General features: G+C 35.9%; 22 protein-coding genes and 1 pseudogene. 5 read left to right on the top strand and 18 right to left on the bottom strand.

Features of this window, described 5'->3' with window-relative positions:
- Positions 1–42: 42 nt before the first annotated feature.
- The 5 genes and pseudogenes from P5P90_RS04405 to murQ all read right to left on the bottom strand — a co-directional run bounded on the left by P5P90_RS04405 (position 43) and on the right by murQ (position 2,985).
- The gene (locus P5P90_RS04405; protein ID WP_278035997.1) at positions 43–834 is read right to left on the bottom strand and encodes a TerC family protein; all 792 of its coding nucleotides are present in this window, start codon (positions 832–834) and stop codon (positions 43–45) included.
- A gap of 47 nt (positions 835–881) precedes the next feature.
- Positions 882–1,258, bottom strand: a pseudogene (locus tag P5P90_RS04400) (DNA topoisomerase IV).
- 52 nt (positions 1,259–1,310) lie between these two features.
- The gene (locus P5P90_RS04395) at positions 1,311–1,883 is read right to left on the bottom strand and encodes a pentapeptide repeat-containing protein (RefSeq protein WP_278035996.1); all 573 of its coding nucleotides are present in this window, start codon (positions 1,881–1,883) and stop codon (positions 1,311–1,313) included.
- A complete protein-coding gene (locus tag P5P90_RS04390) occupies positions 1,883–2,104 on the bottom strand; it encodes a DUF6095 family protein (protein WP_278035995.1) in 222 nt (73 codons plus the stop codon). Before P5P90_RS04390 ends, P5P90_RS04395 begins: the two co-directional genes overlap by 1 nt.
- Positions 2,105–2,163: 59 nt before the next feature.
- Positions 2,164–2,985 carry an N-acetylmuramic acid 6-phosphate etherase gene (gene murQ / locus P5P90_RS04385; protein WP_278035994.1) on the bottom strand — a complete coding sequence of 274 codons (822 nt, stop codon included), beginning with the start codon at positions 2,983–2,985 and terminating at the stop codon, positions 2,164–2,166.
- A gap of 478 nt (positions 2,986–3,463) precedes the next feature.
- Here murQ and P5P90_RS04380 point away from each other — a divergent pair, with 478 nt between their 5' ends.
- Positions 3,464–4,993, top strand: a complete 1,530-nt coding sequence (locus P5P90_RS04380; protein WP_278035993.1) for a molecular chaperone DnaJ — start codon at positions 3,464–3,466, stop codon at positions 4,991–4,993.
- 182 nt (positions 4,994–5,175) lie between these two features.
- On the opposite strand, the gene P5P90_RS04375 is transcribed toward P5P90_RS04380, so the two are convergent.
- The 4 genes from P5P90_RS04375 to P5P90_RS04360 form a co-directional block, all read right to left on the bottom strand.
- Positions 5,176–5,505: an HNH endonuclease gene (locus P5P90_RS04375; RefSeq protein WP_278035992.1), complete on the bottom strand. Its 330-nt coding sequence runs from the start codon at positions 5,503–5,505 to the stop codon at positions 5,176–5,178.
- 11 nt (positions 5,506–5,516) lie between these two features.
- The gene (locus P5P90_RS04370; protein WP_278035991.1) at positions 5,517–6,401 is read right to left on the bottom strand and encodes a restriction endonuclease; all 885 of its coding nucleotides are present in this window, start codon (positions 6,399–6,401) and stop codon (positions 5,517–5,519) included.
- Positions 6,402–6,944: 543 nt separating this feature from the next.
- On the bottom strand, positions 6,945–7,640 hold the full coding sequence (locus P5P90_RS04365; RefSeq protein ID WP_278035990.1) for a ZIP family metal transporter: 696 nt from the start codon (positions 7,638–7,640) through the stop codon (positions 6,945–6,947).
- A gap of 279 nt (positions 7,641–7,919) precedes the next feature.
- A complete protein-coding gene (locus P5P90_RS04360) occupies positions 7,920–8,684 on the bottom strand; it encodes an SAM-dependent methyltransferase (RefSeq protein ID WP_278035989.1) in 765 nt (254 codons plus the stop codon).
- A 108-nt stretch (positions 8,685–8,792) separates the two neighbouring features.
- On the opposite strand from P5P90_RS04360, the gene P5P90_RS04355 reads away from it, so the two are divergent.
- Both P5P90_RS04355 and P5P90_RS04350 read left to right on the top strand, forming a co-directional pair.
- Complete coding sequence (locus tag P5P90_RS04355) at positions 8,793–9,956, top strand: THUMP domain-containing class I SAM-dependent RNA methyltransferase (RefSeq protein ID WP_278035988.1); 1,164 nt, start codon at positions 8,793–8,795, stop codon at positions 9,954–9,956.
- A gap of 95 nt (positions 9,957–10,051) precedes the next feature.
- Positions 10,052–10,288: a hypothetical protein gene (locus tag P5P90_RS04350; RefSeq protein WP_278035987.1), complete on the top strand. Its 237-nt coding sequence runs from the start codon at positions 10,052–10,054 to the stop codon at positions 10,286–10,288.
- 410 nt (positions 10,289–10,698) lie between these two features.
- On the opposite strand, the gene P5P90_RS04345 is transcribed toward P5P90_RS04350, so the two are convergent.
- From P5P90_RS04345 to P5P90_RS04305, 9 genes are all read right to left on the bottom strand, one after another.
- On the bottom strand, positions 10,699–11,526 hold the full coding sequence (locus P5P90_RS04345; RefSeq protein ID WP_278035986.1) for a DUF6048 family protein: 828 nt from the start codon (positions 11,524–11,526) through the stop codon (positions 10,699–10,701).
- Positions 11,498–12,028, bottom strand: coding sequence for a DUF6452 family protein (locus tag P5P90_RS04340; protein ID WP_278035985.1), 531 nt, complete (start codon positions 12,026–12,028; stop codon positions 11,498–11,500). The genes P5P90_RS04345 and P5P90_RS04340 overlap by 29 nt, the downstream gene beginning before the upstream one ends.
- A gap of 77 nt (positions 12,029–12,105) precedes the next feature.
- Positions 12,106–13,518 carry a 23S rRNA (uracil(1939)-C(5))-methyltransferase RlmD gene (gene rlmD, locus P5P90_RS04335; protein WP_278035984.1) on the bottom strand — a complete coding sequence of 471 codons (1,413 nt, stop codon included), beginning with the start codon at positions 13,516–13,518 and terminating at the stop codon, positions 12,106–12,108.
- 956 nt (positions 13,519–14,474) lie between these two features.
- The gene (locus P5P90_RS04330; protein WP_278035983.1) at positions 14,475–14,702 is read right to left on the bottom strand and encodes a helix-turn-helix domain-containing protein; all 228 of its coding nucleotides are present in this window, start codon (positions 14,700–14,702) and stop codon (positions 14,475–14,477) included.
- A 3-nt stretch (positions 14,703–14,705) separates the two neighbouring features.
- On the bottom strand, positions 14,706–15,245 hold the full coding sequence (locus P5P90_RS04325; protein WP_278035982.1) for a DUF2975 domain-containing protein: 540 nt from the start codon (positions 15,243–15,245) through the stop codon (positions 14,706–14,708).
- 465 nt (positions 15,246–15,710) lie between these two features.
- Complete coding sequence (locus tag P5P90_RS04320; RefSeq protein ID WP_278035981.1) at positions 15,711–16,028, bottom strand: type II toxin-antitoxin system RelE/ParE family toxin; 318 nt, start codon at positions 16,026–16,028, stop codon at positions 15,711–15,713.
- Positions 16,019–16,249 (bottom strand): hypothetical protein, encoded by a 231-nt coding sequence (locus P5P90_RS04315; RefSeq protein WP_278035980.1) that lies wholly within the window; start codon positions 16,247–16,249, stop codon positions 16,019–16,021. The genes P5P90_RS04320 and P5P90_RS04315 overlap by 10 nt, the downstream gene beginning before the upstream one ends.
- Positions 16,250–16,482: 233 nt before the next feature.
- Positions 16,483–17,031 carry an IlvD/Edd family dehydratase gene (locus P5P90_RS04310; protein ID WP_278035979.1) on the bottom strand — a complete coding sequence of 183 codons (549 nt, stop codon included), beginning with the start codon at positions 17,029–17,031 and terminating at the stop codon, positions 16,483–16,485.
- 43 nt (positions 17,032–17,074) lie between these two features.
- The gene (locus P5P90_RS04305; RefSeq protein WP_278035978.1) at positions 17,075–18,172 is read right to left on the bottom strand and encodes a dihydroxy-acid dehydratase domain-containing protein; all 1,098 of its coding nucleotides are present in this window, start codon (positions 18,170–18,172) and stop codon (positions 17,075–17,077) included.
- Between the two features lie 200 nt (positions 18,173–18,372).
- On the opposite strand from P5P90_RS04305, the gene P5P90_RS04300 reads away from it, so the two are divergent.
- Both P5P90_RS04300 and P5P90_RS04295 read left to right on the top strand, forming a co-directional pair.
- Positions 18,373–18,822 carry a hypothetical protein gene (locus P5P90_RS04300; protein ID WP_278035977.1) on the top strand — a complete coding sequence of 150 codons (450 nt, stop codon included), beginning with the start codon at positions 18,373–18,375 and terminating at the stop codon, positions 18,820–18,822.
- Between the two features lie 196 nt (positions 18,823–19,018).
- On the top strand, positions 19,019–25,087 hold the full coding sequence (locus P5P90_RS04295; RefSeq protein ID WP_278035976.1) for a PKD domain-containing protein: 6,069 nt from the start codon (positions 19,019–19,021) through the stop codon (positions 25,085–25,087).
- The last annotated feature ends 1 nt before the right edge of the window (position 25,088 follow it).

Raw genomic sequence — 25,088 nt, 5'->3', positions numbered from 1 at the left:
AATTTTTATCTTTTAAAACGAAAGAAGCTCCAAAATGGAGCTTCAAATTCGTAGTTGATGGGTATTACTTTTTTTGGTTGCTTTCATATTGAGAGCTTCTACCATAAGTGAAAATGAAATTGCAAAATACAAATAGCCTTTTGGAATAGGTGTTACATGACTACCAAAAATTAAGGCATTGGACAAATGTGCACTTTCGGTAACTAACATTAAACCAATTAGAATTAAAAAAGCCAATCCTAAAATTTGAATTGAAGGATGTCTATTAACAAAACTTCCAACAGGTACAGCAAATTGCATCATAATTAATACCGAAATAATCACCGCTGTAATCATGATGTACAAGGCACCTGCTACGCCATTAGTCATTCCTACCGCAGTTAAGATACTATCAAAAGAGAAAACAATATCAATCAATATGATTTGGACAATTACACTGCTGAATGTTTTTGCTGCTGCCTTTTTAATTTCTTGCTCTTCTTCCCCTTTATGGTCTACCTTTTCTCTGATTTCGTTCGTACTTTTATAAATAAGGAATAAGCCTCCTAATAATAAAATGATGCTTTGACCCGAAACCTGTGCTGTCATCCAGCTAAAATCAATGCTAAACCAAGGTTCTTTCATTGCAATTAAATAGGAAATTCCTAATAACAGAAAAATACGCATGAACATAGCTAGGAACATACCAATTTTAGTCGCTTTTTTACGGCTTTCTTCCGGTAATTTTCCTGTAGCAATTGAGATGAAAATGATATTATCAATTCCGAGTACGATTTCTAGAAAGGTTAATGTGATAAGAGCAATCCATGCATCTGGATTTAAAAATACTTCCATTTTGTATAGGTTAGGGGTTATGAGTTATGTGTTGTGAGTTTAAGGAATTATAATTCTCCAATTTTTGTAACGGTTCCTCGTTGTTTTTGATCGGAGCCTATGATTCCGAATTCAAAGGTATAGGTATTTCCGGAAGTCGTCAAAATTTTCATGCCAATGGCTTTTTCTTCTGCCATATTTTTAGGATGTTTTTTTTCAAAACATACTCGCAATCGCTAATCCAGCGGATAGAAGCGGTATCTGTTTTTCCTTCAAAAGTTTCAATTTCTATGCTGTCATTACGCTCAAAAACGGTTACTTTTTTTTCTCCGTTTACTTCGTATTCAAAACGGAATTTTCCTGTTTTAAAAGCTGCACAATTGTGTTCTGCCTGATAACAAGATACTAAAAGTAGAAGTAGAGGAAGTAGTATTATTTTTTTCATTCTCTTTATTGGGTTAGATCCTCCTCTCTCAGATGGGGTAGGAAGTGTGTATTTATTGAATTTTAATATCGTATTTGTCTAAAAGTCCTGGGATTCCCTGCATTGAAAATTTAGCTTTTCGCATCGGGTTGAATTCAGGGTCTATTTTGTAATTGTAAGCGGTTAAGAAATTTACTTCTTTTAATTGGGTATCATTAAATACCGCATTTTCCAGATTGCAATTGTCAAAAACCGAATTGGAAAGATTCGTGCCAATGAAACTCACTTCTTTCATCGAACAGGAATTGAATTTGGTTTTAGGCATTTTTTTATTCGAAAAAGAAGCATAATCCAAAATGCAATCGGTGAAATGAACCGCAAACATAAAATCGGTACAGCTGTTAAATTGAATTCCCAGCAGTTTACAATTAGAAAAATGTACGGTTTTTAAGCTCGTTCCTTTTAAGTTGGTCATCGAAAGATTGCAATCGATGAATTCGCAATCCATGAAAGTATTGTTTGAAAAATCACTGTTGGAGAAATCACAGTTTTTAAAAACACAGTCTTCAAATTCACGATGACTGACTTTTTTATTGATGAAAATGACCTTATCAAAGGTTTTCTGAATGTGAATGAGTTCTTCCATTAATCGTTAAATAAGGCTTTCATTATATATTTCAATCCTATAAAAATCAAATACATCGAAGCCAAACATGCCACAATTCCAATTCCTAAAACCAGATAATGCCAAACGTTTTTTTGGTTCATAAAGGCATTATAAATCAATGATGGTCCAATGAACATTAGCGGCAAAGCGCCTGTTAAGTATTTTACTCCTTTGGATAATAATTCTTTATTTGTTGACATTTTAAGTTAGAAGTTAGAAGTTAGAAGTTAGAAGTCACGCATAACGCATAACACCTAACTCATAACTTATTACTATTATAATAATCCACTGCCTTACGCACGCTACCGTGTTCTTTCAATAACTGAGCGGCTTCTTCGTAGCTTACAGGAATTTCGCCCATAATCATTTTAGTGCCGCGGTCAACGAGTTTGGCGTTGCTTAATTGCATATCGACCATTTTGTTGCCTTTTACTTTTCCTAACTGAATCATTGTTGCCGTTGAAATCATATTCAAAACCAACTTTTGAGCGGTACCGGCTTTCATTCTCGAACTTCCAGTTACGAATTCTGGTCCTACGATAACTTCGATAGGGAATTGCGCTGTTTGCGAAAGCGGGCTACCAGCATTGCAGGAAATACTTCCTGTGATAATATTATTTTGGTTACAGGCTTCCAAACCACCAATGACATAAGGCGTTGTTCCCGAAGCTGCAATTCCTATCACCACATCGTTTTCGTTGATGTTGAATTCCTGCAAATCAATCCAGGCTTGGGTAGCATTGTCCTCGGCGTTTTCTACCGCTTTACGAATGGCTTTGTCACCACCGGCAATAATTCCCACCACCAAATCAAAAGGCACTCCAAAAGTAGGAGGACACTCTGAAGCATCTACCACACCCAAACGTCCCGAAGTTCCTGCGCCAATGTAAAACAAACGACCGCCTTGTTTCATTTTGGCAACGATTTGGCTGACCAAAGTTTCAATTTGCGGCAAGGCTTTTTCCACAGCTAGCGGAACAGTTTTGTCTTCGTTATTGATATTGCTTAATAATTCCGTAACGGACATTTTCTCTAAATGCTCGTATTTTGAGGATTGCTCGGTTGTTTTTATGAAAGTCATTCTTTTGAGTTTCTGAGTTGCAAAGTGCCAAAGGTACTACCTTTTCAGCAAGAATGATAGGGGAATTTTGTGGTATTTTTATTTTTTGAAAGATAGTGTTTGTTCGTCATTGCGAGCGCAGTGAAGCAATCTCACTAAGTAATTCTATAAAGTAGCAGTTCTTTTAGGGTACGGATTTAATAATAAATCAGATGTATTCTTTTTTTATTAGAGCCACACGAAAGGATTCGTGCGGCAGCGTGGGGCTAGCTAAATCGAAAATTTGGTTGTTTTTATCTGAAAATTAAATAACTAAAAAAAGAAATATTAAATTTATACTTTTAATTATGTAAATATTTTTTGTCATGAATATAAAATACTTATTGATTATTGGACTATATATTTTTTTTCTCCTGTGAGTTACAGTCAAAATTCCATTGCCCCCGAAGGAAATCTGTTATCTTTTTTGTATGATTTCAAACCCTTTGTTGTTCCGGAAATGAAAAAATTAGACACCTATAATGTTTCTAAACAAGCTGCCAATATTTCAAAAATAGAAGGAGCATTAAAAGAAAATAAGCCTATCAAAGTGATCTATAATGACGGAACGGTGTTTGAAGGGACCTTGTATAAAAATTATAAAGATTATATACTTAATGAAGGTAATTTGGTGTTTGCTAATGGCGATTCTTATAAAGGAAGTTTTGGTAGTGTTTATTCTGAGCCTTATACTCAGGGAGTATATAGATTTAAAGATGCTACTTTAGTAACTATTACTACCGAAAAGAAAGAGGCCCCAATTTATTCTTTAACAACTAGAGATTATAAAATGACTGATGGGGCTAGTTTTATGATAGATAATTATTACATGCGTAATATTTATACCAATGCCAAAGGATACAAATTTAGTTATTACTTGAATAAAGAAAAAAAGCTAAATTCTCACGCCTATTTTAATTATCCTAACGGGATTTTACTATATGGAAAATATAATAATGGAGTTCCTGATGGTATTTGGTCAATTTCCAAAAACTCAAATGGAATAAATACATTATGTTTTAAAAATGGACAAGTTACAGGATGTATTAGCAATAAATTTCCTGAAGAAAGTGATCTCTATTATTTTTATTACGAAAACAAATTACTAAATACCAAAGCAACTTATGCAGGTGCATATTATTATTGTGTGAATGGTGATTGTTTAAATGGTACAGGCGAATTGTTTTATTCATCTACAAATGAGAATAAACCTCTTTTTCTGTTTACTAAAGCTACTTTTAATAATAAAAATTCTGTTAGTGAAGCTCATTCGGTTTTTTATAATGGACAATTAGAAGTTATTAAATATTTAAAAGGTCCTCTTGTAGATTATGAATTTCATGGGAAATGTCATGAAGTGTATGCTGATGGTTCACCTTGTTTTGTTGGTGAAATGAATATGGGAAATCGAGCAAAGGGCTATTATTTTTATGAAAATTATGGTACGTTTGAAGGTGATTTCAAAGATCATTATCCTAGTTTTGGTAAAATTACTCTTCCAGGGTTGGGGTATTATGAAGGTAATTGCAATAGTGAAGGTATGAAAGGCACAGGAAAATTTTATTTTGCAGATGGAAGCACAGTGAAAAGTGATAATTTTCAAAAATATTCCGCCGCCGCTGCTACTTATACTCTAAAAAATGGTCAGTCAGAAGTAGGGATATATCATTTTGACAAAAACACCTTTGAGTATGTTGATTATCTTGGTCAAATGAAAGCCTATATCAAATCATTAGAGCAAGCTAATAAACCACAAATAGCCACTACTACAACAACACGATCATCAGGACAATGTGGCACTTGTCATGGGAGTGGAGCTGTTGTAATAACTTGTTCTATGTGTAAAGGGAATGGTAAATCTGAAACTTGGGTAAAGGTTAACGATTATGGTCGCTACAGCGGAAAAGGAACCTGTATTTATTGCAGAGGAATAGGTACAATGAGTTTAAGTAATTCTTGTAGAAGTTGTAACGGTAGCGGGAAAAATTAGATTTGTTTTTTTACGGTGTTTATTTAAAAACTATATTTTTTTATCGTTGTACTTTGCAGTATTTCCAAACATTTCGGATGCTACAAAGTTGCTTATCGTTGCGGACACAGAATGCTCCCGAAATGTCGGGACTGCGCTAACGTTTGTGTGTATGTTCGAGCCATCAGGGACGCGTGTTGTGCTTATTTATTATTCAATTTTGGTGGATTCTTCAATGCTTTTTTTACAACTTCATCAATAGAATCAACCGTTATTTCTTTTTTCTTGCAGTAGTCACTTTCAAGCCAATCCTCAATTAATTTTGATCCTTTACTTGCGTTACACGACATACAACAAAGAGCTATATTATCAGTCCCATTAAGTCTAATATCATTTACAATATGCTCCCAAGATGGTTTGTTTTTCCGTGAGTTATTTTCAGTCGTGAATACTATTCTGCAATAAACACATTTAGTATCTCGTTTTTTTACAAATTCTTCAATATGCTTTGGTATTCCCCAACGATTTGCCATAAAGTTCCAAATTAATTATTGTCTTCGAAGAAATCATTGTCCAATTCTTTAACTTCGTATACTGCTTTTACTTGAATACCTACATTATATTGATGCATAAGGTCTACTAATTTCAAACCATCAATCAGAATTATTGTGTGATGAGCATCATGAGCTTTTTTCGTTGCACCTGTATCAAACGATGATGTCGTGACGAAAACACCTTTTTGGGTGTCTCCACTCATTGCACCAATAAAATTCCGAATATCCTTCTCTCTGACTTTATTTTCTCCATATCGTTTGGCTTGAATGTAAATTTTGTCCAGTCCAAGTTTATCCTCATTGATTATCCCATCAATTCCACCATCTCCTGTTTTTGCTGTTTCAACAAAATCACCGTACCCCATTTTTTTGAGAAGAATAAGAATTACTTTCTCAAAATAGAATGGATCAATGTCCTTTAGTTTTTCTAATAATTCATCTTTTACCTGAATGTCAATTTGGTCAAAACCTTCGTCAATCAGGTCTTGGGGTGAGGCGTTCTCAATATTTGAAGGAGTCGATTCTTTTTTAGAGTTTTCTTGATTATAGAATTCAAGGTAATTATCAGAATTTTCAACTTGTTTTAAAGTCAAGTCTGATTTAGCATGAGTTTTCCCTTTATCTGTTATTTTTACAAATCCCCTCTTTGGAAATTCAATATATCCACCCTTTTTCAAGTAAGATTTCCCCCAAGCAATTCGGTTAATTATTAAAAGGTCTCCACTTTTTGTTTTTTCTTCCAATTGCTCTTTTGAAAGATCAGTGTAGAATTTATCAATTACTTTTTGATATAATTCTCTTGCTTGAAGAGTTTCTCCATTTTCTAACACTTTCAAAATCGGGATGAAAGTCTCATGAAATTTTGGTATTTCCATATTTTATATTGTTTCGTCGGAGTTCGTTTAAATTAAGCAGAACTCACATATATGTATGTTAAAATCATATAAAGCCACCCAATTATAGATAGATATTTATGATTACTGTTATACTTTATATTTATCAAATATATAAACAATTCACTACAAAAATCAATAATACTTAATATTAGTTGCGAAATTTTCGTACTAAGTGAAGTATGAATTAAGAGAGTTTCATTTTTAAAAATGAATTTGTCGGGAGTAGGCTTTGCGTGAGGGATGGAAGTGGCATCCTTTGTGGCTTTTCTTTAAAGCCACAAAGATATAACGGACAGCCCGACCTCGTTGCATAACGAAAGTTGCTTTTTTGTACTAAGGTTGTGCAACGAGGGCACGCCCAAGATGTTTTTATGTTAAGGGTGTTTTGTGTTGTTTTGACAAAAGAGACCAACAAGTGAAACAATCACGTAAACATAGCTGTTAGTGAGATTACTTCGTCCCGAAGTGTCGGGACTCGTAATGACAAAACGGGCTGTATTATCAGGGGTGAACACCCAAAAATTATAAAAAATACGCCAAAACGATTCCCAGTACAATCATGGAAACTTTGGCAACATTGAATTTGTGTCCTTCGCTGCTTTCGAAAATAATAGTCGAAGAAATATGGAATAAAATCCCGATTACGATAGCGGTAATTTGGTTATGGTAATGGCTCAGCGTAGTGAGATAATCGGAGGCAAAAGTGCCCAGCGGTGTCATCAAGGCAAAAGTAAGCATGAAGGCAAAAATAGCCTGCTTGTTCAAATGTGAATTGATGAAAAAAGTGGTCAAAATAATGGCAATAGGTAGGTGGTGAATGGCGATTCCTAGTGCTAGGTTGTCATGGTTGTGCCCCACAGGAAATCCTTCCAAGAAAGCGTGAATACAAAGACTGATGAACAGCAACCATGGAATATGGGACATATTGTGATGGCCGTGAACGTGACCATGTTCGGCACCTTTGGAGAAAAATTCCAGAATAATCTGGAATAAAATTCCCAGCATGATGAAAATCCCAATGTTGTTGTCGTGACTTTCTACCCCGTCATGTAGATGACTTTCGTAGATTTCGGGTAGTAGGTGCATCACGGTAAGCGAAAGCAAAAACGAACCACTAAATGCTAATAGCAGTTTGAGGTTGCTTTTGTTTTTAGGTTTTAAAACCAAAGCAATGATATACCCAAGGAGTACAGAAAGTAAAGGTAAAAGGTAGTTCATCTTTATTTGTGGAATCGATTATTCGTTTATTGGCCTCAAAAATAGTTTAAAACTTTGCTTTTTGTAGCATTTTGCTTTTAGCTTCTAAAAAACATTTACAGCAAATTCGCAAATTATTTAAATTCTATTTTTGTGTTTTAATTTGTGAATTTGCGGTTCAAATTTTTTTTTAAGGTTTTTACTTTGCAGATTTCAGTCTGCTAAACTGAAACAAAGGATTTTCAATCCTTTGTGGTTTATTGGTTGAATTGTAAAACAGTTCAACGGCTAAACAGCTAACTATTTAAATATCATAATTAATCGTTCGCTTTCGGTTTTATGGTATTTTTTTAATTTATAATCGCCAAAGATATCCAAAAGGTAAATTCCGGCTTCGTCCATCAAGGCTTCGAAGTCCTGTAATGTTAGTGCTTTTACTTTTTCGGTAAAATGGTATTTTTTGCCTTGGTCTTCAAAGTCAATTTCTTTGAAAATATGACCGTCGGCAACATAGCGTTTCAGGTGAAAGTCGATTCCATCTACGGTTTTTACCTCTTCAGGAACCAGCATTTCAATAACCTGATGTACGTTCATGAAATCAATTACAGCAAAACCATAGTCGGTCAAGCTGTTTTTGATGGCTTTTAAAGTGGTTAAATTGTCGTCGTCATTTTCAAAATAGCCAAAACTGGTAAACAAATTGAAAATGGCATCGTATTTTTCTTCAAAAGGCTCGCGCATGTCGTGTACCTTGAAGTGCAGGGTTTCGTTGGCACTTTTGCTGGCTTCGGCGATACTGTTTTCAGATAAATCGGCTCCAATGACGTCAAATCCCAATTGGTTCAAATAAATCGAATGACGTCCTTTGCCACAGCATAAATCCAAAACTTTGGCATTTTCAGGAAGATTTAAGTAATGCGTTAAATTGTCCATGAAATGTTGGGCATCACGGTCGTCGCGTTCTTTGTAAAGGATATGGTAATAAGGAGTGTCAAACCACGAACTAAACCAAGCTTCGCCAGCTTGCTCCTGATTGGGTTGTGTTGGATTTTGTACTTCAGACATTTATGCTGTTCAATTAATTCTATCCCGCAAATTTAGTGTATTTTTGCGGAAATATACTATTTCAGCTTGTTTGGAATTTAGAATTTAGAAAATTGGAATTTAAAAAGAATGGAAGAAAATTATAAGATGATAGCCAAAACCTTTTTTGGTTTTGAAGAAATATTAGCTACTGAATTACGAAACTTAGGCGCTCAAAATGTAGAACAGGGAGTACGAATGGTGAGTTTTAAAGGTGACAAAGGTTTTATGTACAAGGCGAATTTGGCATTGCGTACCGCTTTAAAAATCCTAAAACCCATTTATTCTTTTAGAGCGAATAACGAAAAAGCGCTTTACAAAGGTATTTCGGGAGTGAACTGGTCAAAGTTTATTAGTGCCAATCAGACTTTTGTAATAGACACAACTGTACACTCGGAATATTTTAATCACTCGGAGTTTGTTTCTCAAAAATGTAAGGATGCGATTGTGGATCAGTTTAGAGAAAGAACAGGGCAACGTCCTAGTATTGATAAGGTACATCCAGATTTACGCATTAACATTCATATTGATAAAGATCAGGTTTCGGTAGCCTTAGATACTTCGGGCAAACCTTTGAACCAACGTGGTTACAGAACGTCTACGAATATTGCTCCTATTAACGAGGTTTTGGCAGCGGGAATTTTGTTGTTGTCGGGTTGGGATGGACAGTCTGATTTCTTGGATCCAATGTGTGGTTCTGGAACCTTCCTTGCCGAAGCGGCTATGATTGCTTGTAATATTCCGGCAAACATTAACCGTAAAGAATTTGCTTTCGAAAAATGGAAAGACTGGGATAATGAGTTGTTTGACAAAATCACCGATAGTTTGTTGGGCAAAGTTCGTGAGTTTCATTACACCATTAAAGGGTATGACAAAGCGCCTTCGGCAGTGTTGAAAGCGAAGGAAAATGTTCGAAATGCCAATCTGGATGAATATGTAACCATCTCAGAAAATAATTTCTTTGACAGCGAAAAAAACACCGAAGGAAAATTGCATATCGTGTTTAATCCGCCTTATGATGAGCGTTTGGATATCCATATGGAAAAATTCTATAAAAATATTGGGGATACCTTGAAACAAAGCTATCCAGGAACCAATGCTTGGTTTATTACCGGAAATCTCGATGCGTTGAAATTTGTGGGTTTAAGACCTTCTCGTAAAATTAAATTATTCAACGCCGGACTGGAAGCACGTTTGGTGAAATACGAAATGTACGAAGGTAGTAAGCGAACGAAATTTCAGGAGAGAAGTTAGAAGTTAGGAGTTAGAAGTTAGAGGTTAGGAGTTATGAGTCATGAATGTAACTTTAAACTAAAAACAATAAACCATAAACAACAAACAAAAAAGTCATGTCAAAATTACAACTAAGAGCATTTTTATACCAACTTGGTACTTTTGCGAGTTTATTTATATTATCCCGTTATTTAATTCATCAATATGCTGGGCTTACTGGTTTTTGGGAGCCTTTTGCCGCTTTTGTGATTGCAACTTTTGTTGGGCCTAAGTTTCAGGCTGTAAAAACGAAAGACGGGGAGAAATTGTTTATGAAATGGGTTTTTTCTAAAAATGTTAAAGAAATAGGGTAGGTTTTGATTAACCGCAAAGTTTTTTAAGTTTACCGCAAAGTGAAGAAAGTTTTAATAGAACCGCAGAGTCACTGATTGATTTCAGTGGATTTGCGGTTTTGTTTTTTAACCGCAAAGAGGCAAAGTTTTTCGCAAAGAACATAAAGGATTTAAAGATAAATCTGTGTAAATCTGTGAAATCTGTGGTTTTGTTTTTAACCGCAAAGAGCACTAAGTTTTCGCAAAGAACACGAAGTTTAGTGAAATAAAATTTGTGTTAATTTGTGTAATTTGTGGTGGAATAATTTAACCGCCAATTCGCAAATTTATATAGCTTGCGAATTAGCGGTTTTGTTATTGTGGGTTGTTAGTTCGAGCGAAGTCGAGAACAATTATATAGCCTCTCGACTTCGCTCGATGTGACAGTCGGTTTATTTTTTCTTTTCTGCTTTTTTGGTATCAGCAGGTTTTACGACTTTTTTGAACATTGGAACAAAATATGTTACTGTATAGTTGAATCCTACTCCAAAATCACCATTGTACGTACGGTTGAATCCCGGAATGTATAAGTTTTCAAAATTGCTTGGTTGCTTGTTGCTCACCAATCGGTTTAATCGAAGACTGAAGCCTACAAACACATTGTTGAATACTTTGGCTTTCATTCCGGCAACCACTTCAATCCAACTTGCCGTTAAACCGTTGTATTTTTGCCCAGATGTCAATGGCGGAATTTCACCAAAATACTGATTGGTATTGTAGATTTTGTAACTGTTCAATTGTTGGCTAAAAGAACTAAAACCATAACGTAAACCAATAGAAATGATATTTTCCATATCTAGCCAGTTTTCGTAGCCATTATAATCAAAACCTACTTTGATGTAGGAACCCTTAGTGGTGAAGTTTAATCGGGCGTCATCGGTGGTTTTATTTTCGTTACCAACTTCGGCAGCGATGTAATGTTTTTTGTCGTAACGATAATCTCCTACTAGTTCAATTCCTTTATAATCTTTGTCATAAAAACTTTTGCTTAGTTTGAATAAATCGACACCTAAACGAACACCATAACGGTCTTTTTTTATAGGAATTGCAATGGAATCCTTTTTGGGAGTTGTACTCGTTTTAGAGCTAACAGCCGCTTTTTGAGTGATGATTCCTTTACTTAAACTGTCTTTTGGTACTACTTTAGTTTCTTGTGCTTGTGCAAAAAACAAAGATAAAATCAGGAAGCTACTAAAAATATATTTCAAGGTGTGTTTCATTTTCATTAGCTATAATAGGGTTACTTACATAAACCACATTTATCCATTTTTGATCAGGTGTTGCAGCATCCGAATGTACGAAAGGCGTAGTTGAGTCCAAAGTATAATTTGTTTTATAACCACAAGCACGTGATACATAAATATTTTGGGTTCTGTAATTGAATTTGATAATATCTTCGTTGGCAGGCGCTACAATACTGGTACTTCCATAATTTAAAATGAATCGAAAAGTAGTCGATTCGGCATTTACCTTCAGCGGAATAGAAACCGTACTTCCGTTAATTAAAGTATTTCCACTAAAGCTTACTGCTTCATCCATTCCTTCACTAAAAATACTAAGGTTTGTTACATTCTTAGTTACCGAGGCGTTATTAGCATCATAAAATGTAATTACTAATCGGGGAGTCGTAATAGTATTCCCATCACAAATATCGTCTTTCTCGCAACTGGAGAAGGAGAAAGCAAAGCTGAGTACTAATAAGAGCAGTATCGTTTTTTTCATTTTTATAGTTGTTAGTGACTAGTCCTTAGTCCTTAGTCCTTAGTTTTTACTAACTGCTAAGGACTAAGTACTAATGACTACTTTCTTTCCAATAACACCACATTTTCCACGTGATGAGTTTGCGGGAACATATCTACAGGACGCACTTTAGTTACCTTGTATTTCTCATCCATTAAAGCCAAATCACGGGCTTGTGTAGCCGAATTACAACTCACATAAACTACTTTTTCTGGAGCGATTTTCAAGATTTGTTCAATCACATCTTTATGCATTCCGTCACGAGGAGGGTCGGTGATAATCACATCCGGTTGACCGTGTTGGGCAATAAAAGCATCGTTAAACACGACTTTCATGTCACCAACAAAGAACTCGCAATTGTCAATATTATTGCGTTCTGCATTGGCTTTAGCGTCTTTAATAGCATCCGGAACACTTTCTACCCCAATTACTTTTTTTGCTTTTTTTGAAACGAATTGCGCAATAGTTCCCGTTCCGGTATATAAATCGTAAACCGTTTCATTTCCGGTTAATCCGGCAAATTCTCTCGTGATTTTGTACAATTCATACGCCTGATCCGAATTGGTTTGGTAAAAAGACTTAGCGTTGATGCTAAATTTCAAACCTTCCATTTCCTCTAGAATATAATTACGACCTTTGTATAATTGAACATCCTGATCGTAAATAGTATCATTCGCCTTATTATTCACCACAAATTGCAACGAAGTAATTTGCGGGAATGTAGCATACAAATGATCTAATAATAATTCTCTATTGGCTTTATCGTCTTCGAAAAACTGAATCAAAAGCATGATTTCGCCAGTCGAAGCCGTACGCAACATCAAAGTACGCAATAAACCGGAATGTTCTCTTGGATTAAAGAAAGTCAATCCGTTTGCATTAGCAAAATCACGCACTTCATTTCTAATCGCATTCGAAGGATCTTCTTGTAAATGACATTTTTTGATGTCCAGAATTTTGTCCCACATTTTAGGGATGTGGAAACCTAGGGCGTTTCTGTTTCCTAAATCCTCATCGCTTCCTATTTCAGCTTCGGTTAACCAACGGCTGTTGGAGAACGAAAACTCCATTTTATTTCTGTAGAAAAATTGTTTCTCCGAACCTAAAATGGGTTCAAATTCAGGAAGTTCGATTTTACCAATGCGTTGCAAGTGGTTTTTAACCTCATTGTGTTTGTAAAACAACTGTTGGTTGTAGTTCATATTTTGCCATTTGCAACCACCACAAACCCCAAAATGCTCACAAATAGGATCCACACGATGCTCTGAAAACTCGTGGAATTTCACCGCTTTTCCTTCATAATACGCCTTGCGTTTTTTGAAAGTTTGCACATCAACCACATCACCCGGAACCACATTCGGGATAAATATTACTTTACCATCGGGAGCCTTTGCTACCGAAACGCCTTTTGCACCTGCATCAAGGACTTTTATCTGATGAAAGACAACTTTGTCTGTATTTTTTCTACCCATGGCGCAAAAATAAGTTTTTGTCCGCTTTTATAAATTCAATTTGGGAAATATTTTTGAAAAGGGCTGTTTTTTGTAGTGATTTCATTTTTGTGTCATTTGTTCAATCGTCGGTTCGAGTGCTTTTAATTTCAAATGCGACAGCTTTTGGGATTAAAGTGTATCGAGAACTTTCGGAAGTAGTAGAGGTTCTCGATACTTCAAACTAATTTTCTGTCGTAAATTAGTTTTCAACTCGAACTGACGGGTGCAGACTTGTTTTTTATCTGTGCCTAATCCCGCTTTTCGCTACAAATCCTCGCGTTGCCTGCAGGAACGCTAAACCATTAAAGGAGCTCGCTTCGGTCGCTCTTTACTGGCAAGCGTTCTTTTTGCCGGCAACACTGCGGGTTTTTCGCTGCAATCGGGGGCAGGGGAGTTGTGGAAATATTTAGGTTTTTGGGTAAAAGAAACCTCGTTTAGTTGACGCGGTTAGTTAATGCCTTTTAAGTAGCGCGTTTTGATAGCGTTTTGATAGCGCGGAATTGTATTCCGTGCACACTCCAACAGGATAAAATACTATTTAAAATTGAACTGTTTGGTTTTGTAGTTGCTCAACTCAACTTTGCGGGCACGGATTGCAAATCCGCGCTATCGTTGTTTTCGCTATAAACGAAGTTCACTGAACTCCTTTGAAAAATGTAATCCAGTGAAGTAATCGGGGGCAGGGGAGAAAATTTCCCACCCCGCCCGCTGTGGCGGGCACCCCTACGGAGGAGGGGAAGTCGCGTAATTTTCCCTCCTTTGGAGGGGTGCCCAACGGGCGGGGTGGTTTTTTGTTATTATCGTGGGCAGGGGAGATTTAGTATTGAGTCGCGTTGCAAACGCTACGAATTGTTTTCACTTGAAAGTAGGTACTCGATGCGATCGGGCACCAGTTGTGGGAATTTAATTGAAACTTACAATAGTTCAAACCGCTTTTAGCGGGTCGTTGTTTTTTGTTCGTCATTAACATACTCTAAAATGTCACCGGGTTGGCATTCTAATACATTACAAATTGTCTCCAAAGTGCTAAATCTAATTGCCTTTGCTTTTCCTGTCTTTAATATGGAAAGGTTCGATAAAGTCAATCCAACTTTATCAGAAAGTTCATTAAGTGACATTTTTCGTTTAGCCATTACAACGTCTAAATTTACTACAATTGCCATAGCCTAAACAGTTAAATCGTTTTCGTTTTGAATATCCACTCCTTTTTTGAAAATAGTCGCAATAATATAGATTATAGCTCCCATTAAAATAAATGCTTGACTGTCTGCCCAAAATTGGTTTAAGTTGTCGGTAACAAAACCGTGATGCATTAAATTTTTAACTAACTGTCTGGCAATATAACTTAACAGTCCAATTGAAAGAGTGTAATAACTAATTTGTAAAAATTGTCTCGCAACAAAAGTGCTGAACGGTTTTGACAAATCCATTGTGTGCATTAGTCTGATAACTGTGTAAAATAGGCAGGCTTTTAAAATTGAAATGGTTAGAATAAAGCTATAGACACCGAAAAAAGTTAATCTACTGTCTTTATACATTTCAGTTAAGTCCAACTTTTGATAAAGATTTTGGACAAATTCAGGCTTATACAGACTGAAAAAGAAATTTACTATTAAGCCTCCTGCTTCAATGCACAAGCCGACAAAAATAAGCCAGGCCACAATATATAAGCCCCAAAATACGAAGTTGTTTGTTTTCGACATCATTGTTTAAATTAAAGTTGATGTGCCAAAGATAATAAAATATTATTGAAAAACAATAAAAATAGAGTTTTATTCAAAAATTATTTATCGAATTAAAAAGTGCTTTGTAATAGTTTGCTGATTATTTACGTTTTGTCGTCACTTGAGATAAGTCTGAATAGGTGAGTTTTGTTTTGGGGTAATTTGTCAGAGTTGCGATGTCTTTTTACAATGACCGCTAACTCAAAAATAAGCGAAACAAACCTTCGCATATAAACCCAAAATCAGCTAGATTGGCAAAACGTTATTTTGTTTTATGTATTTTCAAATATATAAAATAATCCTACAAAAAGATTGAGGTGCTAATTTTTTATTTGTTTTCAAAATGAAAACTTTACTATTACTTTAAATTTTCCCTCTCCAAATAAAAAAGCAATATAGTTAATGGTGAAGTCTTGTAAATACGAAATTGAATGCAATAAATTTATTTTATTTAGTTCTTTTCATGTTAATAGGATTCTGTCTGCAATCAAAGACATCAATAATTTCAATGCGTTTTTCGGCTTTGTTAATCCAATAAATGATTTTGAAGTTTTTATAGACCAAATATCTGAATTCGTTTGATCTGTCAATAAGCAATTCCTCAATCTGACCTATAGTTGGCTGTTTTTTTAGTTTTAAAGTTTCTTTCGCTATTGCTATAGTGATGTTTTTAGCGACTTTTAAACTCCCATTTTCTTTGTAGTATTTGAAAATTTCCTTGAGTTGTGTTTTTGAGAAATCAGTCCAGTAAATTTTTAGCTCCATTTCTCTATTTCAGAAATTAAGTCATTTACTTCAGTTATTTTTTTGTTTTTAGCATCATCTAATGATTGGTCTATGCGCTGATTCAGTTTTTCTATGCTTATGGTATGAAAAGTATCTTTTTTTTCTTTTCTCAAAATACTTTCTAAATGGGAAATAGTTTCCTCGCTTTGTACTTTAAGGAATTCCTGGATAAATGATAATTTTCTGGCTTCTAAATTCATGGCAAAATAACTTTAACTCAAAAGTACAAAATCTATTTATATGAGGAATTAATTTTTTATGAAATTATATTTTTTAATGTGGTCAAGTTGTTGTTTTTAAGGTTTTCAGAGGTCTAAGTTGATGATTTTTTTCTCAAAAAAAACCTCGTTTCACTAATAAAGTAAAACGAGGTTTTGTATTTCAAAAAGATTGAATCTTTTAATTTTTCAATCTTTAAATCTTTTAATAAAAATTACAAATCCGATCTTAAAATAGCACCGTTACTAGCGTTAGTAACTAATGAACGGTATTGGCCTAACCATCTTGAAGTCAATTCTTTTTTAAGAGGAACAAATTCAGCTCTTCTCTTAGCGATTTCTTCGTCAGTTAAGTTAACTGATAAGATGTATTGGTCAACATCAATGTGGATTTCGTCTCCGTCTTTCAATAAACCAATCATTCCTCCTTCGGCAGCTTCCGGAGATACGTGACCGATAGATGCACCTCTGGTTGCACCACTAAAACGACCATCGGTAATTAATGCTACTTTGCTACCTAATCCCATTCCCATGATTAAGGAAGTTGGTGCTAGCATTTCCTGCATTCCAGGACCTCCTTTTGGACCTTCGTAACGGATAACCACAACGTCACCCGCTTTTACTTTTCCACCTAAAATTCCTTCGATAGCTTCCGGCTGACCGTCAAAACAAACTGCTTTTCCGGTGAAAACACGGTCTCCCGTAATACCTGCTGTTTTGATTACGGCACCTTGCTCGGCTAAATTTCCATATAAAACAGCCAATCCACCTACCGCAGAATACGGATTGTCAATGGTGTGGATAATATTAGTGTCTTTTATATAAGCTGTCTTTGATTTTTTCTAAAATCGTTTCACCAGTAATGGTTAAGTTGTCTAATAGGATATCATCACCTCTTTTAGTCATTTCTTTCATAACTGCATTTACACCACCGGCAGTATTGATGTCTTCCATATGAACGGTTGACAAACTTGGAGAAATTTTAGCAATGTGAGAAACTTTTTTAGAAATAGTGTTGATGTCTTCTAAGTTGAAATTTACGTTCGCTTCTTTGGCGATAGCTAACATGTGTAAAACCGTATTCGAACTTCCACCCATAGCCATATCTACTGCAAATGCATTTCGAACGGCTTTTTCGTTAAGGATGTTTTTCAACTTGAATTTTTCGGTTTGCGCAGCGTCTTTTGCAATTTCGCAAATTCTTCTTGCCGCCTGACGGTACAATTCCTCACGCTCTTTGGTTAAGGCCAAGATAGTTCCGTTTCCTGGAAGCGCAATTCCCATAGCTTCCATCAAAGTGTTCATAGAGTTGGCTGTAAACATTCCCGAACAACTTCCTCCTGAAGGACAAGCATTACACTCGATATCTTTTAATTCCTCATCGGTAATTTCGCCTAATTCGTGTTTTCCAACTGCCTCAAAAGCTGTTGCTAAATCGATAGGCACTCCGTCTTTAGTATGTCCTTTTTTCATTGGTCCACCACTTACAAAAATAGTAGGAACATCAACACGCAAAGCTCCCATAATCATTCCCGGAACAATTTTGTCACAGTTAGGAATCGCAATCATAGCATCCAATTTGTGTGCATTCATTACCGATTCGATAGAGTTAGCAATGATTTCTCTTGAAGGTAAAGAAAAAAGCATTCCGTCGTGACCCATGGCGATACCATCATCTACTCCGATAGTGTTGAATTCAAAAGGCACACATCCATTCGCTTTAATTTCTTCTTTGATAATTCTTGACACACGGTCTAAGAAGAAATGTCCAGGGATAATCTCGATATAAGAGTTGGCAACTCCAATGAATGGTTTGTCAAAATCCTCGTCTACTAATCCTGTTGCTCTGAATAATGATCTGTGTGGTGTTCTTTGATGTCCTTTTTTTACTTCATCACTTCTCATAAATATGCTTTTTTATATACTTTTTTAAAAGTTGTATGTTTATATAATTTTTTTCTGGGGGCAAAGATAAGTAATCTTTTAAGTTAAATCTTTGCCGAAAATAGAAAAGCATTGATAATATTTCTTTAAAATCGCTTATTTGGAAAAGTTTTGACCAATTTAAAAGTGGTATTAATATCTTTGTTTTAAGATTAATAAAAATGAATAGTTCTTTAAAACTCAAAAAAGCAGTAATTCAGTTGGTAATTGTTTTTTGTCTAATATTTTCTAGTTGTGATAACAGCATAAAAAATGGTAAGCAGTATTTTTATCGTGCTATTAATGATAAAGATACTGCACTGCTTCGTTTTACTAAACTAGAGAATAATAGTTTTTTTGGCCAGTATGAAATTCGATACGAAGGAGTCAGAAAAGATTCGGGTGAGGTAAGAGGTATTATTGTTGGCGATACTATTAAAGGCAGTTTTTATTATTCTCCATATGGTGGAGGTGTTTTAAAAAGATATCCCATCGCTTTGTTGAAACGGAAAAATAAATTATTATTAGGTAAAGGAGTGATTTCAGTATATATGGGGATTCCTTCCTTTTTAAAAGGGGATACTATTGATTATTCTAAACCAGAGTTTGTATTTGAGGAAGTTAAGAAATAAAGACTATTCTTGTAAAAAGTTGGAATGCTTTCGTTATTTGTTTAAAGTGAAAGTTGTTTCGATTTAAATTCTAATATAGCATACAAAAATCAGTGTTTTTCATCGATATAAGTGGTTAAAATATGCTGATTTAAAAGCATATAGAGTATATTTGTAGACTTTGATATTTTACCCCAAGAAATATAAAGAAAGCTTTATGAAACAACTCTACACGATTATTTTATTTTGGATTTTATTTAGTTCGATTACCGAAATAAATGCCGGAAATAAAATTCCGTTTTTTAATCCAAATCATAATGTTGAATATAAAAAATCGGCTTTTTTAGCTACGCCTACTGCTACTATTACCGGAACAACTACGGTTTGTCAGGGAAGTACAAGTCCGGTGATTACTTTTACCGGAAGTGGAGGGACGGCACCCTATACTTTTACTTATACATTGAATGGCGGAGCAGCACAAACAATTTCAACATCAGCAGTTAGTAGTTCGGTTACTCTTTCTGTTCCCACCTCGAGTGCTGGAGTTTTTGTTTATAATTTAGAAAGTGTACATGATGCTGCAGATCCTACCTCTGAAATTGTACAAACAGGTTCAGCAACGGTTACTGTTGGGTCGCCTATTACTGCTGATTTTACATTTACCAATAATGGTGCATGCTCAGGAACAACGGTTCAATTTGATCCCTCTGTTTCAGGAACAGGGAATATAACTTATTCCTGGGATTTTGGTGATGGAACGGCAGTGTCTAATTTGCAATTTCCAACGCATCAGTTTACAGCTTTAGGATGTGGAACCCAAACCTTTAACGTAGTTTTGACAGTTTCTTTAAATGGTTGTACTGCAACTAAGTCCAAAACGATTACCGTAAAACAAAAGCCAGATATTAGTTTTAATGATGCAAATAATCCTTTTGCAGTAGATCTTTTTAATAATTGTGCCAATGCAGCTACTAATCCTGTTTTTTCAATAAAGGTGGGAAATACTTCTGCTTCAACTTGTATTAGTTCTTATTCTATAGATTGGGGTGATGGAAGTGCAGTTTTATCAAATGCGACTTTTCCCGCTTCCCATACTTATAATTTAGTCGGAGCTTATAATATGGTTATTACAGCTATGGGGACAAATGGTTGTAGTAATTCCGTAATTTATGTTATTAAAAATGTAACCAATCCTTCGGGGGGAATTGTGAGTCCTGGAAGTACTGTTAATTTATGTGCTCCAACAGCGCCATTAAATTTTACAATTTCAAACTGGGGAGCCAATTCATTAGGAACGGTTTATGATATTGATTATGGTGATGGTTCAGCAATTGTACGTCTTACTCAAACAGATTTACAGAGTTCTATTTATTTTAATGCATCCAATCCTTCGGCATCACTTAATTTTCCTATTCCACATTCCTATACAATAACCAATTGTCCTAAAGCAGAATTTATCGCTGTTTTGACTGTTTCAAACGCTTGTGGAAAAACAAAGAGTTCTGTTTCTAATATAACCGTTTATTCCAAGCCGGTAGCTAATTTCACTGCTCCTCCTAAAGCGTGTTTAAATGCAAATGTCACTTTTACAAATACTTCAACAACAGGTTATGGTCAAAGTTGTACCCAGAACGTAATTTATGCATGGGATTTTGGAGATGGAACAACTTCTTCAGCCATTAATCCAACGCATAGTTATACAGCAGCAGGAAATTATACAGTAACTTTAGTGGCTCAGGGATATTGTGGTACTTCAACTCCTGTAACTAAAACCATTTGTGTTGAAGGAGCATTAACACCATCATTTACTCTTAGTAATTCTTCAGGTTGTACGCCTTTGGCAATTACAACAACGAATACAACGGATGAAACAAATGCTTGTTTGTCTCCAACTTATCTTTGGACAGTTACTTATGCAGCAGCTAATTGTGGTACAACAGCAACAATTGCCAGTCAGAGTACTAAAAATGCTTCGTATAATTTTACTGTTCCGGGTATTTATACCATCAAACTAACAGCTACTAATTCTTGTGGAAGCGTTAATACAACCCAAACAGTTGAAGTTAAAAAGCCACCAACAGCTACTATTGCTGCCATTCCGAACAGTTGTGGGACAGCAACAATCAATCCAACAGCAACAATTACTAGTTGTGCACCAGCTTCAAGTACGCTGACCTATGCATGGAGTTTTCCGGGAGGAACGCCAGCAACAGCCAATACCGCAATCCCTGGTACGATTACTTATAGTACAACGGGGACTTATACGGTTTCATTAGTTGTCACTAACGAATGTGGTGCTTCAGCTACTGCTACCCAAACTTTTTCGGTGAATAAAACCCCAACAATCACTAATACCAATTTAAGTCAGACGATTTGTTCGGGGACTTCTTCTTCGGATATTAATTTGACCGCAGATGATCCTTCAACTACTTTTAGTTGGACAGTAAGTGCAACAGCAGGTATTTCGGGTTATGCACCGGCAGGTTCAGGGACTGTCATTCCTTCAAAAGTGATAAGCACCACTAATGCAGCTACCGGAACGGTAACCTATGTGGTAACTCCTAAAATTGGTAGTTGTTCGGGGACATCGGTTAATTTTGTAATTAATGTTAATCCAGCGCCTGTATTTACGACGCAACCCGTTTCAAGTACCGTTTGTCAAGGGGGAACAGCTAGCCAGTTGGCAGTTGCTGTAAATGCTAGTAGCGGAACGCCATCGTATCAATGGTATTCTAATACTTCTAATTCTACAGTAGGAGGGACATTAATTTCTGGTGAAACCAATAAAACATATAATCCTCCAACCACTACAATTGGAACGGTTTATTATTATAATGTAGTGACCTTATCTTCCGGAGGATGTTCTAATTTGACTTCGAATATAGCGTCGGTAGCGGTGACTGCACAACCGACCATTTCACAGCCGTTAGCAACTCAAACGATATGTACCGGTTCAACAATTGCTTCTGCATTATCGGTGACTCCTTCGGGAGGAACAGGAACAGCTACGTATCAATGGTATTCGAATACAACTAATTCTAATTCAGGCGGTACAATAATTTCAGGGGCGATAAATAATAATTACACTCCTCCTGTTTATACCATTGCAGGTGATTACTATTACTATGTTGTTGTGAATTCTGGTGGTAGTGGTTGTGGTTCGGTAACCAGTAATGTGGCTCAAGTAACTGTTTTAACTCCACCTACAATAACAACACAACCAATGGCCAGTCAGGTTTTGTGTCAGGGTGAAACTGCAACAGCATTAAATGTTGCAGGTTCAGGAGGTAATGGTGCTTTTTCTTATCAATGGTATCAGAATAATGTTAATAATACAACATCGGGTACAGCTATTGGCGGTGCCACAAGTGCCACATATATGCCATTAACAACTACTGCGGGTACGTTATATTATTATTGTGTGTTGACGCAAACAGGAGCAGGATGTTCTGTAAAAAGTGCTGTGGCATCAGTACAGGTAAGTGTTTCACCAACGATTTCTGTTCAACCTACACCTAGTACAGTTTGTTTGGGTGGTACTCCTACAACTTTGTCTTTTACGATAAGTAATGGAGTTGGAATACCTACTTATCAATGGTATTCTAATACTTCTAATTCGAATACCGGAGGAACTCTTTTAACAGGAAGTAATAGTTCAACCTATGCTCCGTCAGCAGCAGCTACAGGAACAACCTATTATTATTGTGTAATTACTTTTCCTTCTTTGGCAGGTGCTTGTGGTGTTGTTACTACCAATGCAACAGCGGTTGTAGTAAATCCTAAACCGAGTATTGCTGCTGAAAGTGCCATTATTTGTAGTTCTAATACATTTGTAGTTACTCCTGCAGCTTCCGGTTCTAATATTATTCCAACAGGTACTACTTATACCTGGACAACCCCTTCGATTAGTCCTGCAGGGACAATCACAGGGGCCAGTGCTCAATCAACTCCACAAACAAATATTAGCCAAACATTAATAAATACCTCTATAAATCCTGCTGTAGTAACCTATACTGTTACTCCAACATCAGGGACTTGTGTTGGAAATACTTTTACCGTTTCGGTTACGGTAAATCCGGCTATTAATGCCAATGTAGTGATTAATGATAATAAATGTTTTGGGACCAATACCGCTTCTATTTCGACTAATATTACAGGAGGAATTCCTTTTTCGTCAGGTGCTCCGTATACAATTTCCTGGACAGGTCCTAATGGTTTTAGTTCGTCAGCAACTTCAATTTCAAACTTGCAACCTGGGAGCTATAATTTAAGCATAACCGATAATGGAAATTGTCCGTTTTCAAAAAGTTATACCATTACAGAACCTAATGATATTGTTATTGCATTAGTTACTAAAAAAGATATCAGTTGTTTAGGCAGTGCGAATGGTAGCGTTGATATTAGTGTAACAGGAGGAACAGGAAATTATACTTATGCTTGGACGAAAAACGGCGCTCCATTTGCCAATACTCAGGATATTTCCAATTTAGGCCCGGGTAATTATGTTGTTTCGGTTAGCGATGCCAATAATTGTGGTCCTAAAACCGCTTCTTATACTATTATTGAACCACCGCTTTTAGTGGTTAGTTTAAATGATAAAAAGGATGTCGTTTGTTATGGTGATGCGACAGGAAGTATTACGGTTGATGTTAGCGGAGGTGTAGCTGCTGGTTCGGGTTATAATTTTGCATGGACAGGACCTAATGGTTTTACGAGTTCAACTCAAAATTTAACCAATATAGTTGCCGGAACTTATGATTTAATAGTGACCGACAGTCAGGCCTGTTCGAAAAATCTATCGGTGACCATCACACAATCTGCTGAAATAAAAGTTACTTATAGTACCACTCCCATTTTATGTTATGGGGCTAATAATGCTTCGATTACAGCTACTATTTCAGGCGGAATTCCGCCTTATCAATATACCTGGAATAATTTGGCTACGACCTTAAATCAAACAAATTTATCTGCGGGTGATTATACCATTTTGGTGACTGATAATGCAGGATGTAAAAAGTCCCAAACTATTACTATTCCTGATGCGCCCATTTTTACGGTTAATCCGGTAAAAAAAGACATCAGCTGTTTTGGCGCTCATGACGGAAGTATAGCTTTGAATTTAGTAGGAGGAAAAGCACCGATTACTTTAGTCTGGAGTGACGGCAGTACTTCGGGATTAACCAGAAATAATTTAGGATCAGGTACTTATACTGCAACCATTTCAGATGGAACGCCTTGCCAAATTGTTCGAACATTTGTCATTCAGGAACCGCAGCCTTTAGTACTTTCGGCCAATGTTAGCCACGCATTGGATTGTGATAACGCGAATAGTGGAGCTATTAATCTTTTAGTTTCAGGAGGGACGGCTCCGTTTACTTATTCATGGTCAAATGGTGTATCAACCGAAGATTTAAACAATGTGCCAGCCGGAAATTATTTGGTAACTGTAACCGATGCAAGAGGTTGTGTAAAAACAGCTCAGTATTCGATAAACCGACCGCCGCCGATTGTTATTGGTGTTACTACAAAAACGGATGTGAATTGTGATACCAAAGAGGTAAAACAAAACTTTACAGCTCAGGTTTCAGGAGGCCTTCCTCCATACCAATTAAGCTGGTCTAGTGGTGCTGTAAGCGGAGCCAATAATGAAATGATGAGTACCAACCAAAACGGAACTATTGTATTAAATGTTACGGATGCTTTAGGCTGTAAAGCTAATTATAGTTTTAATGTAGCTATTCCGAAATTAGGAAGTCCTTCGTTTACGACTAATTCTTATGGTTTTACTACTTATGGTTTTTATTCTATCGAAGACCCAGTCCAATTTACCAATACAGCAACAGATGGTTTTATTGCTATTTCATGGGATTTTGGTGACGGTTCTTTGTCAGATGAAATTAATCCTGTCCATATTTTTAAAAAAGAAGGAAGCTATATTATCAATCAAAGAGTGACGTATCCTTTGGGATGTGCTTATAATTATACGCTAAAACTGGAAATTAAAAAAGGATATAATTTAATGTATCCTAATGCTTTTACGCCTAATAAAGATGGTGTAAACGATTATTTTTTACCAGCTTTTAAAGGTTTATCCAATATAATATTTGATGTGTATGATACCTGGGGAGGATTGATTTATTCTGAAACAGGTGAAACGATTAAAGGCTGGGATGGAATGATAAAAAATCAGGAGGCTGAAAATGGAAATTATTATTTCAAAGTGACAGCCAAAACATTTTACGGAGCAATTATAAAAGACCAGGGTGCATTTGTACTTATAAAATAAT

The organism is Flavobacterium nitratireducens (genome assembly GCF_029625335.1).
Classification (GTDB): domain Bacteria; phylum Bacteroidota; class Bacteroidia; order Flavobacteriales; family Flavobacteriaceae; genus Flavobacterium; species Flavobacterium nitratireducens.
The sequence above is the reverse complement of the archived record's forward strand: the minus strand, read 5'-3'. Positions and strand labels throughout refer to the sequence as shown.